The sequence below is a fragment of the Acidithiobacillus sp. genome (genome assembly GCF_023229925.1).
In the GTDB taxonomy this organism is placed as follows: domain Bacteria; phylum Pseudomonadota; class Gammaproteobacteria; order Acidithiobacillales; family Acidithiobacillaceae; genus Acidithiobacillus.
The window spans coordinates 427,626-440,642 of record NZ_JALNYM010000002.1; the positions used below are offsets into that span (position 1 = coordinate 427,626).

Here is a 13,017-nt window from a genome sequence, read left to right on the forward strand (position 1 = left end):
ATTTCCGGAGGTCTCACATGCCGCGTATTGTACAGAAACACATTCCATATAACACAATTCTTTTGTCTTCAATGTTGTTAGCCATTTTTGGCTGCGTGCCTTTGGCGTCAGCATCGGTCGCTGTTCCTATGGATTCAACAGGCCCATATCGGACGGTATCTCACCCGGAAAACGCACCCTCTGGAGTAGATGCAACGGTTGGCCCATCCGAATGGACACACGCATACGCTAACCCTGCTCACAATGCCGCGTTCCCGGTGTCTAACAATGCGCCGAAATGGATTAAGGACGGCGTATCATGGTCGTTTCCGGAAGCCCGCGCATGGCCGCTGACCAGCCCGCCGTTCGGGCATAAAACCTATGGGATGGCAGAAGCTGCCGTAACGCAAACCCAATTTTATGGCAATGCGCTGGGACCTTCTGTTGTCAAAGGCGTTGTTTATGCAGAAAGCGATGACATGTTTGCATATGCGGTTAATGCGAAAACCGGGAAACTGATATGGCGGGCGAGCCCGGTCGGAAATAATTTGATGGGAAATCCGCTGGTAGTTGGAAATACGGTATATTTATCAGCGGGCAGCGTTGGATTTAACTTCGCGAACGTCATCCGATACGCCCATAGTCCATCGGCCTCGGCGCGCGGACTGAATGTAAGTTTTAACGGAATATATGCTCTTAATCGAGAGAATGGAAAACTCCTTTGGTACTTTCCCACACCGGGCGAAACCATGGCGACCCCAGCCTATGATAACCACCTATTGTTTATAGCGGATGGCGCCGGAAATGCGTTTGGTATCAATGCCACCACCGGAAAGCAGCTGTGGAAAACCCATGTTGGCGGTATGGACAACATGTCCAGCGTGACGGCCTATGATCACAACATTTATTTTGCCATGGCCATCAAGCCATACCTTTATTGCCTGAACGAGTCAAACGGGCATGTCGTATGGAAGGGCACGATACCGGGTGCGAGCAATACGGGCATTGGTGACGTTTCCCCGGCGGCGGCTGACGGTGTCGTGGTGCTTGACGCTACAACGACGCCACAAGCAAATAAAAAGGCGAGATTCGGCAACGTTATTCGCGCATTTGATGCCAAGACAGGTGCGGTGCTTTGGACCAGAAGCATGGGCAGCGGAGCAAAGATCCCCGCATTTAAAGGGGGCGTGCCAATGATCCATGACAACATCGTATATGTTGGCAATCCAGTGGCATCGACCTATCAGGCCTATGAATTAAAAACCGGCAAACTATTGTGGACATGGCATGTCCCAACAAAAGTCGCCGCAGGCGCGGGGCGTGCCGCTCCGACCTATTACCACGGATTACTGTACATAACTACCGGACAATATATCTTTGTTGTCAATCCTGCGACCGGCAAGGAACTTCATCAACATCACATAGGTGGCCAGTTCGGTATCGAAAGTCCGGTAATCGTTGGCGGCACCGTCTACCTTACCAGCTCCTGGGACTGGATCATGGCGATGCCGTTAAAAACGGTAAACCCTAACAGTTAACATTTATATCCATGTTGTCGGTTTGTCAGATAACATGGATATTCTCCATTTTATACAAGCAGTTGAGAAACTCCGCTCTGGCTATGACGGCCGCCATGTAATGAAGGACCAAGGGGCCGTTTTAGAACATCTGATGCAGACAACTAAATGAGCACGCTTAGCGCGATGCCTAAAGGAGATAGAGATGAGGAAGGACAAAAGAACAGTAAAATTTATCCGTTGTGCGCTTGCCTGCGCGGCCCTGGCTACAGGGTCAATAGAATCGGCCAGCGCTGCAAATTGGTTCAAGCTGGAGGGCATTTCTCCACCAAAAGCACCGCTCGTGCACCTCAGCGGGTTTATTATTCCGCTATACAAGTATATGAATGGAACCGCAGCAGCAAACGGCCAGATCCCGAAAATCAACTTGGTGGCTCCACAAGACACCTCCAGCAAATCATTTAATATTCTCTTCGCGCACATTATGCTGCGAGGGAACATCAATAAGCATATTTCATACATGATGGCCGGCGAGTTTGGAAACAACCAGTTTACGCACATCGGCGGCAACTATACGCCGCAGCTTATGGATGCCCACGCTACATTTAGTTATATACCTGGCGCCCGCATTGAAGCGGGTATCATACGCGCGCCCGGGGCAGAAGAAGCCATGCAGGGATACCCAAACTTTGCATTTGGATTTAATTATACTACGGTCACCCAACAGCTAATATTGCAGCCGTTTTATTCTGCAAACACCACGTATACGTCAGGTCCATACGGCAGCTATTCTGTCCCTGGGACCAACGTATTGGGGAATAATGCCTTCCGGTATCCTGGCGCAGAAGTAATGGACTGGTTTCGTGCAGGGAATATGGAGTACGCATATGGGATTATGGTCGGCAACTTTGGGCGACTGACAGCGACTAACAGCTCAAACGGACCACTGGTTGCCGGGCGTGTGCAGGCATCCTACCTTTTAAAGGGATTTGGACCTGATCGTGGGCCATTCCGCAGTGATGTGACGGGATTCCTCTGGTATCAGCATGCGAACCCTATTTTTAACGGACAATCTTACTCCATGACCAGAGAAGGCCTTGGCTTAACGTATACGCAGGGATACATGCACCGTTGGGGAAGATGGGCAAAGTTTGAATATATGCGCGGTTCCGGGATGATTGATGCTCCTGCGGTATTTAACACCTATCTAGCGGCACCACCTGCGCTTACGGAATCCCAGGTTTATCCTGGAAGCCAGAATAAGGCTAGTGGATATTACGTTTCCGGCGGTTTTTTTGTGACCAACCGGTTAGAACTTGATCTGCGCTATGACTTCTATGACCGGCTACCCAATATCGCTCCACAGGAGAGAGTATTCAAAACCTGGGCGATTGGTGGCCAATATCATATTACAAAGTTTACCCGGGTCATGGTTGACTATTTTGCCAGAAGCGTGAAAATACCTAATCTGTCGAGCATCCCACCTGCACAAAGAGCATTGCCTGAAAGTGTCGCCAATGCCGCCGACAATGAGATTGCAATTACCGCGTTTGTTGCGTTCTGACATTTGCGGGCTTAGCAATCGCAAATACCCATCGGCTTTGCCGGTGGGTATTTTCTGGTTTCTGTGCCACACACATTGGTCAACCGCCTGGCAACAACTCCAAGTAGCGACTACCCATCCATCGGGACGTTGCAATCGGTTAATGCGGCGTAGCACTCCGCAAAGCTGGAGGCGGCGCGAGGAAATACGGCTAAAATATCAGGATCGAAATGCTCTGGTTTAACCCGCCCATCTCCCTTTACAATAATATCCATTGCTCTTTCATGATTAAATGGTTCTTTATAAGGGCGCTTGCTTCGTAAGGCGTCATAGACGTCGGCCAGTGCCATCATCCTCGCAGGCAGAGGGATCTCATTGCCCTTTTTACCGAAAGGATAACCACTTCCATCCCATCGTTCATGGTGACCCAGAGCGATTTCCCATCCCATCTGTAACTCGGGAGAAATGTTGTGTTGGCCAATAATATTGGCGCCAATCGTGGTGTGCGTACGCATAACGGCCCATTCCGCAACATCCAGAGGACCAGGTTTCAGCAGGATCTGATCGGGAATCCCAATCTTTCCCACATCGTGCATAGGGCTCGCCACAAAAATGAGGTCGACAAAATCTTTCCCCATGCCCAGTTGCTGTGCCATCTCCTTACAGTAATAGGCGATGCGCTGAATATGAGCCCCCGTTTCTTCGTCCTTTTTCTCAGCGGCGCGCAAAAGAACGTCGATAGTATGCAAATAGCTATCGTGCAACTGGGCCGTGCGCTGCCGTACGGTGGTTTCCAGAATTTCATTGTTCCGTTGAATTCGGTCGCCATAATCCTTGAGCCGCAGGATATTGCGTACTCGCACGCGCAATTCCGCTCGGTCTATCGGTTTGCCGAGGAAGTCATCTACGCCCGCCTCCAAGGCGCGCAAACGTGTTTCGCGGTCATCAAGGGCCGTGACGACGATGATGGGTAAGTGAGCATAGCGGGAGTCTGCCTTGAGACGCGCCGCCAGTTCGAACCCACTGATCTGAGGCATCATACCATCCGTGAGTATCAAGTCCGGTCGGCGGTCCGGAAGCCGCTCCAATGCCTCCTGAGCGCTGGACGTCGCCAGCACCTCATAACCATCGTTCTGCAACAAAGCCGTGAGCAGACGACGGCTACTCCCTTCATCATCCACTACCAGGATCATGGCACGCTGTTCAGGCATCGGCTTCCTCTTGCGGCAAAACAAAACGGCCTACAATATCTATAAGCGCCTGATGACCTATCGGCTTACTGAGATAAGCATCACAACCAGCGGCAAAAATGCTTTCCTCATCCCCTTTCATAGCCAGTGCCGTGAGAGCCAGAATGGGAATTCGCTGCGTCGCGGAATCTCCCTTTAGGATGCGAATCGCTGTCAGCCCATCCATGCCAGGCAGATGAATGTCCATAAGAACGAGGTCTGGATGTTCAGCACGGACGGTGGCAACTCCCTGTTCTGCATCGCCCGCATGTAGAATTTCATAGCCGGCTTTACGCAAGATAATACCCACAAGCTTATAGTTGACCATATTATCTTCAATGATCAGAATTCGCTTAGGCACGGCCTTCCCCTTGGCGGGAATGGGCGGTGCTCAAGGCGCGGCGCACCTCCCCGAGGAATTGGTCGCGCCGGAAACCGGCCTTTTCCATGATCTTCAGTATATGTCCATTCAGACGACGGCGATCCTCTGGCGTAATGATTTTAGCCGTCAAAACCAAAACCGGGATGGCCGCCATGCTTGGATTTTTCTGCAGCGCGTCCACGACGTCGAAGCCGTTGAATTCCGGCATCATCAGGTCCAGCAGGATCAGATCGGGATGAAGATGTTCTGCCATGGTCACGGCATCTCGCCCACCGTAAGCACTGATGACTTCGTAACCACTGTTGCTCAGCTGGCGGTTAATGATTTCCACCGCCCGCGCATCGTCATCGACGACCAGGATCACGGGGCGATTCTGTTTGGTCACCACAAACCCGAGTTTTCGCAGAATTTCTTCCAGACGTTCCATTTCGACGGGTTTCTGCAGCACTTGAACACTCCCGAGGGAGAAGCCCGAACCCTGTTCTGAATCCATACTGGTAATTACCAACGGAATGGTGGCCAGACGATCATCCTGGCGCTGGGCCGCGAGAAAATCCCAGCCGTCCTTGCCTGACAGATTCATCTCCAAAATGATGAGATCCGGACGCTCTTCACGCGCCATATTTAAACCGCCAACAGAGTCGCGAGCCCAGCGCACGCGAAATCCGTCACTTCTCAAGTAACCTTGCAGGAGGGTCGCGGTAGCAGCATCATTCTCTACCACCAAGGCGGAGCGATCGATTTGGGAGGCAAAAACCGCCTTCACGGGATCCGCCTCTGCAAGAACGGCCTCCTCTCGCCAGGGAATCCAGACATGAAAGGTCGATCCTTCCCCAAGCGTACTTTCCATGGTTACTTGCCCATCGTGCAGTTCTGCAAGACGTTTGACGAGGGAAAGACCGAGGCCGGTACCTTCATAGCGACGATCCAAACCGCTGTCAGCCTGGACAAAGGGTTTGAAAAGCCGACCCTGGTCTTTTTTGGCGATACCGATACCCGTATCGGTTACACTGATTTCCAGCCAACTGGGGTAGGCGGCAAATTCCGGGCCCGATAAATCGCCTCTTTTGCGCCCGCAAAGCGTTATCTGACCCCCATCGGGAGTAAATTTCACCGCGTTGGACAGCAGGTTGTACAGAATCTGCTTGGTCTTGCGCGCATCCAGGTAAACGGGAGGAAAATCTGGTTCCACTTCGAGGTTCAGGCATATCTGATGGGCCACCGCCTTTTCCCTGACAATTCCCAAAGAGCCCTGGAGCAAATCGTGGAGGTTCGTCGCTTCCAACTCCAGCTTCATCATCCCCGCCTCCACTTTAGAGAGGTCCAGAATATCGTTGATGAGAGAGAGGAGATGCTGGCCGCTTTCAAAAATATCCGCGGTGGCATCTTTTTGTTCAGGGCTAAGATCGCCCATGACGCCATCCTTCAACAACTCGGAAAAACCAATAATGGCATTCAGGGGGGTACGCAACTCATGGGACATGTTGGCCAGAAAGTCGGACTTGGCCTGATCCGCCATGCGTAGCAACTGATTTCTCTCCAGCAGTTCTTCGCTTTGTTTGCGCAACTCAACGGCCATGATTTGCTGGTTTTCTTTCTGAGCGATGTGGTTCAGGGCAGCGCCCATTTCCAGGGAAAGCTTCTCCAGGAAGGTGGTCTTCCTCTCGCTGAGTGCTTGTAACGAGGCCACCACCAGCACCCCGAATCGCTGCTCCTGATAACGGATCGGCACCATGGCGATCTCTGCAGGTCGAACCTGACAGACCCCTGCGTCCACCAAAAACCCAGAGCGATCATCGTCGGGTCGCCTCAAGCGTTGCAGATGGTCCGACACGGCCGCTTCGCCCAGAACCCCCTCTCCACGCTGAAAACTGTTTGCCAGTTGTCTATCAGTGCCCCGGTGCGCAGCCAGAACATAGAGGCCCTGCCATTCGTCGTAGCGATAAAATGCAGAAACCGGGAAGGGATGATTCTCCGCCAAGATGCTCAGCACTTGTTGAAGAATTTCGGTTAACCCCAAACTGGAACCACTAAAAAGGGCAAGAATCTGTCCTTGACTACTTTCAATACGCAGGGACTCCTCCAGCCCCCTTTCCGCTTCGCGACGCACACGCCCCTCTTTGCTGATTTGCCAAAAAAGCCCCATAAGCAGGGCCATCAGCAAAACAACCGTGATTCCAATAGCCCATAATGTTGCCGTACCCGCCTCTTGGGCCGCCTCGGTGCGTTTCTTGAGCAGACCGCTCTCGGTCGTACGCATTTTCTCGACCAGATCGTGCACCGCCGTCATTTCGGCGATTCCTTCGTCCGCACCCAGCATCGCCTGGGCTGCCGGAAGGCCCTGCTTTTCGTACGCGTCAAGAACACGATCAAGAATCTCTAAACGTTTCAGCGCCTGCTGCCGTAGCGCCACCGCCCGACGCTCTTCGAGCGGGTTGTCCGTCACCTTGCTCGGCAAATCATCCAGCACGGTTTGAAAACGCTGGGTTACATCCTGACGTTCCTGGAGATAGAAAGAATTGCCGGTAAGGAGATAGCCGCGCTGCGCGGTTTCCGCTTCATTGATCAGTGCCCAGCAGCGGTCAAGGCTCCGTAGTACCGTCTGAGTATGTTCCACCCAATAAGATGCTCGGACATAGCCAGCTGCAGTGCGAAAGGCCAGGGCCCCCACCAGGATAAGCGCCAATACGGCCAAGCTAAAGCCTGCGAATATTTTCTTTTCTGTCGAGAATACGGGGCCCATATTTTTAAGGATAGCGTCCTTCTTCAAATATGTTAAGTTTTTTGGATGCGGCCCGCTTTATTTTCCGATACAAAAGCGCGAAAAAATCTCGCCGAGAATATCTTCTACATCCATACGCCCGGTGATGCTGGACAGCGCCATTGCGGCTTCACGCAGGGACTGGGTGACCAGTTCGGGGGCATCCCCCAGGCGGTGCATGTCGCGGGCGGCGACGAGTTGATGCAAGCAGCTTTCCAATGCCTCGACATGGCGACGGCGGGCGCTGAAGGGGCAACTGTCGCCCTGCACGCCGAGTGCTTCAATCAAGCTGCCGTGTAATACCTCAAGGCCTGCGCCGGTTTGCGCGGAGAGGGCGATGGCCACCTCACCCGCCGGGGTGTCGGGCGGTGCAGAAACCAGATCCAGCTTGTTCCAGATGATACGGCGCGATCCTTCCGGCAGGTCGCGCAGGATGGCTTCGTCCTCCGCCTGCCATCCCGCGCTCGCATCGGCCACCAGCAGGATCAGTTGCGCACTGTGCAGTATGTTGCGGGCGCGGGCGATGCCTTCCGCCTCCACGGCATCCGTGGCCGCGCGCAACCCGGCGGTATCGATAAGCTCCACCGGCAGGCCATCGAGGACGATCTCTTCGCGGAGCAGGTCGCGGGTGGTACCGGGGATGGCAGTGACGATGGCCGACTCGCGCTGGGCGAGCGCGTTCATCAGGCTGGATTTACCGACGTTGGGTCGTCCGACAAGCACCACGCGACCACCGCGGGCGAGTCGGGCGCCTTGTTGCGCTTGCTTGAGCAGACGGGCGATCTGGCTTTCCAGCCGCATCAGGCCATCGGCGATGGCCTGTTCATGGGCATCGCCGAGGTCTTCTTCACTGAAATCCAGTCCGGCCTCGGCGAGGGCGAGGAGTTGCCGGAGCTGGCCATGGATGCCATCGACCGCCTGCGAGAAGGCACCCTCCAGGCTCGCCGCTGCAGCGCGTGCCTGGGCGCCGCTGCGCGCGTGGATGAGGTCGGCAACTGCTTCGGCCTGGGCAAGATCAAGACGACCGTTGAGAAAGGCCCTTTCACTGAACTCGCCGGCACGCGCCGCCCGTGCGCCCAGAGCGATGGCCTCGGTGAGCAGACTGGCGAGAGCCAGCGGGCTACCATGGCCCTGCAATTCCACAACGGTTTCGCCAGTGTAGCTGTGGGGGGCGGGAAAGTAGAGGGCGACGCCATGATCGATCATGCTGCTGTCGCGGGCGTGAAAACGGCGGAAATGGGCATGGCGGGGCATCAGGGGTTTTACTTTCGATCCGCCGCAGAGCGCCGTCGCGATGGACAAGGCCTCTGGTCCAGAGAGACGCAAAATGCCCACGCCGCCTTCTCCTGGCGGCGTGGCAATCGCGACAATAGTATCTCCCTGTTGGTAGTCCATGCCTTTAACTCCACACGGACTGGTCCATCCTAGTCCTTGGCTGCCATGATATGGCGGGTGATCAGGTACTGCTGGCCGATGGAGACCAAATTGTTGGTCAGCCAGTACAGTACCAAGCCCGCCGGAAAGAAGGAGAAGAATACCGCGAAAATCACCGGAAGGGCGGACATGATGCGCTTTTGCATCGGATCCACCGGTGCCGGATTGAGGCGCTGCTGGAAGAACATGGACACGCCCATGAGCAGGGGCAGGATATAGTAAGGATCCGGTATGGCCAGATCATGAATCCAGAGGATAAAGGGCGCCTGCCGCAGGGACACACTCTCCACCAGTACCCAGTACAGGGCCATGAAAAAAGGCATCTGCAGCACGATGGGGAGGCAGCCCGCCATGGGGTTCACCTTTTCGCTGCGGTACAACTCCATCATGGCCGCGCCGAGTTTCTGGCGATCGTCACCAACCTCCTTCTTCAGCTTCTCCAGCTTCGGCTGCAACTTGCGCATGTTGGCCATAGAGCGGTAACTGATAGCCGAGGGGTAGAAGAAGATGGACTTGACCACTATGACCAACAGGACAATCGCCAGCCCCCAGTTGCCGACCAGTCCATGGAACCAGCTCAGCACCACATGCATGGGCTCGGCAATGATGGCGAACCAGCCGTAGTCCACGGTCTGCTCCAGGCCGCGGCCCATGGCAGCCAAGGCTTGCTGCTGCTTCGGTCCAAGGAAAAGTTGCTGGGTGATGGTGGTGCTCTGGCCGGGCGCTAGCATCGGCAGCGGAGTACGGATGCCAGCGACATAATTCGCACCCGAGGGGCGCGCATAGACTTGGGTCTGGGCCTGTTCCGGCGGCAGGATCGCGGCAAGGAAATAATGATCCATCATTCCTGCCCAGCCGGGACCCGCCTTTAACACCGGATGGTCACGGATATCGCTAAAACTCTGCTCGCTGAAATTGCCCTGATGCATGAGCACTGCACCGGTGAAAATCGACATAAACAGGTGACTTTCGGCACGGTCGTTGCGCAGGAACTGGTCGAAGTAGCTGCCATCCCACGGCGCAGAGCCGTTATTGGTGATGGTGATGTGTTCCTCCACCACATAGCTGTCGGGCTGGAATGTCCATGTTTTTTTGACGGTCAGGGGACCGGCCTTGCCGGTGAGGATGACCGGCTGGCCATCGGCGCTCTGAACGGCAGGAACGGCAAACTGGGCAACCAAGGTCTGTCCGTCGCTGCTGACGAAGCCGCTCTGCTGTATGGTGAGCCTAGCGGCTGCCGTGTCGAGAATCGGGTAAGGTGCAGGATTATCCACCGCCTGCGGATAATGACGCAGGCCTAGATTTTGAATGTCACCGCCGTTCAGGCTGATCTGGCCAGCGAACACCGGCGTCTGGAAAGATACCGTGGGTCCGGTCGCTGGCAGGAAACTGGTACTGACCGGCGCGACTATCGGCGTGGTCCCTGCCGCTGGCGCGGAAGTCCCAGCGGGTGTTGGCGTGCTGGGGGTCGTGATGCTTTGGTGGACGGCAGTCGGCTTCGGCGCATTCTGCTCCTGCCAGGCCTGAAACAGCAGGAAAATGACCACAGCAAGTGCAAAGGCAAGAATAGTCTTCTGAGTATCCATGGGGCCCCAAGGCGTTTTAAGGAACGAGATCGATACCGCCGGGCTGCCAGGGATGGCAGCGGCTGATGCGTTTGATGCCCAGCCAGGAACCCTTGGCAATGCCGTAGCGTTCGATGGCCTGACAGGTATATTCGGAACAGGTCGGGTAAAAGCGGCAGTGATGTCCCAACATGGGGCTGATGACATACTGATAGCCGCGCACCACCATGACAGCCACGCCCCGTGCGCTCATGCCTTCCCCAGCAATTGCTGGAAATAGACGCTCATGGCCCGCATGCTGAGTTGCCGGGCACTCGCTCGCGCCACGACCAACACATCACGCCCTTGTGTGCGCACCGACTGCTGCCGGAAAGCTTCGCGCAAGCGCCGCTTGACGCGGTTGCGGACTATGGCATTACCCACCTTGCGGCTCACCGCCAAACCCAGACGGGGGTGCGGCAATGCGTTAGGCAAGGTGTAGATCACCACTTCTGGGAAGACCTTCTTGCGCCCCTGTTTGAGAGTGCGCTGGATGGCCGCCTTCTGGCGGAGGCGATCCTCGCGGGTAAAACGATGAGGATGCGCCAGCGCCGGATTCATCGGCTTACGGGCAGAGGCGCTGACGGCCCTTGGCACGACGGCGCTTGAGTACGAGGCGGCCGGATTTGGTGGCCATGCGGGCACGGAAACCGTGGGTCCGTTTACGGTGAACGACGCTAGGCTGAAAAGTACGCTTCATGAGACAATTCCTGCGGATAATTCTTAAGGGCTGAGAAGATAAGGAGATGCTGCACAAAAGTCAAGGCGCCAAGCCGCATTCCAAGGCTCAATGGCCCGCATCCTTCAGAGATGCGGGCCATTCGGCGTTACCTGAGAAAAGGCCTTAGCGCACGATGGGTTTGTAACGCAGGCGGTGGGGCCGGGCGCCCTCCTCACCCAGGCGACGTTTTTTGTCGGCCTCATACTCATGGTAGTTGCCCGCAAAGAACTCCACATGGGCGTCGCCTTCAAAAGCGATGATGTGGGTGGCGATACGATCGAGGAACCAACGGTCATGGGAGATGACCATAACGCTGCCGGCGAACTCCAGCAGGGCATCTTCCAGCGCGCGCAGGGTTTCCACATCCAGGTCGTTGGAAGGTTCATCGAGAAGGAGGACGTTGCCGCCGGCGATCAGGGTCTTGGCCAGATGCAGGCGGCCGCGCTCACCGCCCGACAATTGTCCCACCAGCTTTTGTTGGTCGGCACCCTTGAAGTTGAAGCGGCCGCAATAAGCGCGGGATTGGATTTCAAACTTGCCGACGGTGAGGATGTCCAGTCCACCGGAGATTTCTTCCCAGACATTGTTTTTGGCGGCGAGCGCATCGCGGGACTGATCCACATAGGCCAGCTTGACGGTGGAGCCGAGAACGACTTCGCCGCTATCCGGACTTTCCTGACCCACGATCATGCGGAAAAATGTCGACTTACCGGCCCCATTGGGGCCGATGACACCGACGATGGCGCCCGGCGGCACTTTAAAGCTGAGATGTTCAAAAAGCAGTTTGTCGCCAAAGCCCTTGGTCACATCACGGAACTCGATCACCTCGTTGCCGAGACGTTCCGCCACCGGGATGAAAATCTCCTGGGTTTCATTGCGGGTCTGGTATTCGTAGGAACTCAGCTCTTCAAAGCGGGCCATGCGCGCCTTACTTTTGCTCTGGCGGCCTTTGGCGTTTTGTCGCACCCATTCCAGCTCGTGCTGCATCGCTTTGAGGCGCGACACCTCGGTTTTGGCCTCCTGTTCCAGGCGTTTTTCTTTCTGCCCCAGCCACGCGGAGTAGTTGCCCTTGTAGGGGAAGCCGTGACCGCGGTCCAGCTCCAGAATCCACTCGGCGGCGTTGTCGAGAAAGTAACGATCATGGGTGACGGCGACCACCGTGCCGGAGAAGCGCTGCAGATATTGCTCCAGCCAGTCCACCGATTCGGCGTCCAGATGGTTGGTGGGTTCGTCGAGGAGGAGCATGTCAGGGCGACTGATGAGCAGACGGCAGAGGGCGACGCGGCGCTTTTCACCACCGGATAGCGGGCCAACCAAGGCGTCCCAGGGGGCGAGGCGCAGGGCGTCAGCAGCGACTTCCATCTGTTGCGCGGCCTGATGGCCATCACCGGCGGCGACAACGGCCTCCAGGCGCGCCTGCTCGGCCGCGAGGGCGTCAAAGTCCGCATCGGGCTCGGCGTAGGCGGCATAGACGGCTTCCAGTTCCTGCTGCGCGCCGAGGATGTCACCGAGGCCCTCCTCTACCACCTGGCGCACCGTCTTGTTCGGATCGACCTGCGGCTCCTGCGACAGATAACCAATTTTGAGACCGGGCATGGGCAGCGCCTCACCTTCAAAGTCCTTGTCGACACCCGCCATGATCTTGATCAGGGTGGACTTGCCAGCACCATTCATGCCGAGCACGCCGATTTTGGCGCCGGGAAAGAAGGACAGGGAGATGTCCTTGAGCAGTGCGCGCTTGGGCGGCACGATCTTGCTGAGGTGATTCATCGTAAAAACGTATTGCGCCATGCCAGTTTTCCGTCCAGAGAGTGGGTTCAGACCGCCAGAGGGCGGGTTGCCCCAGT

Annotated in this window: 11 protein-coding genes; 2 read left to right on the plus strand and 9 right to left on the minus strand. The window is 55.9% G+C overall.

Annotated features, from left to right (window positions below; translation table 11 throughout):
* Positions 1-17 precede the first annotated feature (17 nt).
* Positions 18-1,517 (plus strand): PQQ-binding-like beta-propeller repeat protein, encoded by a 1,500-nt coding sequence (locus M0P56_RS08560; RefSeq protein WP_291509628.1) that lies wholly within the window; start codon positions 18-20, stop codon positions 1,515-1,517.
* Positions 1,518-1,701: 184 nt separating this feature from the next.
* Positions 1,702-3,060, plus strand: a complete 1,359-nt coding sequence (locus tag M0P56_RS08565; protein WP_291509629.1) for a porin — start codon at positions 1,702-1,704, stop codon at positions 3,058-3,060.
* A 110-nt stretch (positions 3,061-3,170) separates the two neighbouring features.
* Here the strand turns inward: M0P56_RS08565 and M0P56_RS08570 are convergent, their stop codons facing one another.
* The 9 genes from M0P56_RS08570 to ettA form a co-directional block, all read right to left on the minus strand.
* Positions 3,171-4,250: an HD domain-containing phosphohydrolase gene (locus M0P56_RS08570; protein ID WP_291509630.1), complete on the minus strand. Its 1,080-nt coding sequence runs from the start codon at positions 4,248-4,250 to the stop codon at positions 3,171-3,173.
* Positions 4,243-4,629, minus strand: a complete 387-nt coding sequence (locus tag M0P56_RS08575) for a response regulator (RefSeq protein ID WP_291509631.1) — start codon at positions 4,627-4,629, stop codon at positions 4,243-4,245. Before M0P56_RS08575 ends, M0P56_RS08570 begins: the two co-directional genes overlap by 8 nt.
* A complete protein-coding gene (locus M0P56_RS08580; RefSeq protein ID WP_291509632.1) occupies positions 4,622-7,267 on the minus strand; it encodes a response regulator in 2,646 nt (881 codons plus the stop codon). Before M0P56_RS08580 ends, M0P56_RS08575 begins: the two co-directional genes overlap by 8 nt.
* Positions 7,268-7,450: 183 nt before the next feature.
* Positions 7,451-8,806, minus strand: a complete 1,356-nt coding sequence (mnmE, locus tag M0P56_RS08585; RefSeq protein WP_291509633.1) for a tRNA uridine-5-carboxymethylaminomethyl(34) synthesis GTPase MnmE — start codon at positions 8,804-8,806, stop codon at positions 7,451-7,453.
* Positions 8,807-8,835: 29 nt separating this feature from the next.
* Positions 8,836-10,431, minus strand: a complete 1,596-nt coding sequence (gene yidC / locus M0P56_RS08590) for a membrane protein insertase YidC (protein ID WP_291509634.1) — start codon at positions 10,429-10,431, stop codon at positions 8,836-8,838.
* Positions 10,432-10,447: 16 nt separating this feature from the next.
* Complete coding sequence (gene yidD / locus M0P56_RS08595; RefSeq protein WP_291509635.1) at positions 10,448-10,663, minus strand: membrane protein insertion efficiency factor YidD; 216 nt, start codon at positions 10,661-10,663, stop codon at positions 10,448-10,450.
* Positions 10,660-11,010 carry a ribonuclease P protein component gene (rnpA, locus tag M0P56_RS08600; RefSeq protein ID WP_366110034.1) on the minus strand — a complete coding sequence of 117 codons (351 nt, stop codon included), beginning with the start codon at positions 11,008-11,010 and terminating at the stop codon, positions 10,660-10,662. Before rnpA ends, yidD begins: the two co-directional genes overlap by 4 nt.
* A 4-nt stretch (positions 11,011-11,014) precedes the next feature.
* Positions 11,015-11,149, minus strand: coding sequence for a 50S ribosomal protein L34 (gene rpmH / locus M0P56_RS08605; protein ID WP_009560916.1), 135 nt, complete (start codon positions 11,147-11,149; stop codon positions 11,015-11,017).
* Between the two features lie 144 nt (positions 11,150-11,293).
* On the minus strand, positions 11,294-12,961 hold the full coding sequence (gene ettA, locus M0P56_RS08610; protein ID WP_291509637.1) for an energy-dependent translational throttle protein EttA: 1,668 nt from the start codon (positions 12,959-12,961) through the stop codon (positions 11,294-11,296).
* Positions 12,962-13,017: the final 56 nt, after the last annotated feature.

Bases quoted from the DNA above. Each gene is read 5' to 3' on its own strand.
- M0P56_RS08565 (WP_291509629.1), top strand. From the start codon at position 1,702: ATGAGGAAGGACAAAAGAACAGTAAAATTTATCCGTTGTGCGCTTGCC.
- M0P56_RS08560 (WP_291509628.1), top strand. From the start codon at position 18: ATGCCGCGTATTGTACAGAAACACATTCCATATAACACAATTCTTTTG.
- rnpA (WP_366110034.1), bottom strand. From the start codon at position 11,010: ATGAATCCGGCGCTGGCGCATCCTCATCGTTTTACCCGCGAGGATCGC.
- ettA (WP_291509637.1), bottom strand. From the start codon at position 12,961: ATGGCGCAATACGTTTTTACGATGAATCACCTCAGCAAGATCGTGCCG.
- M0P56_RS08570 (WP_291509630.1), bottom strand. From the start codon at position 4,250: ATGCCTGAACAGCGTGCCATGATCCTGGTAGTGGATGATGAAGGGAGT.
- yidD (WP_291509635.1), bottom strand. From the start codon at position 10,663: ATGAGCGCACGGGGCGTGGCTGTCATGGTGGTGCGCGGCTATCAGTAT.
- yidC (WP_291509634.1), bottom strand. From the start codon at position 10,431: ATGGATACTCAGAAGACTATTCTTGCCTTTGCACTTGCTGTGGTCATT.
- rpmH (WP_009560916.1), bottom strand. From the start codon at position 11,149: ATGAAGCGTACTTTTCAGCCTAGCGTCGTTCACCGTAAACGGACCCAC.
- mnmE (WP_291509633.1), bottom strand. From the start codon at position 8,806: ATGGACTACCAACAGGGAGATACTATTGTCGCGATTGCCACGCCGCCA.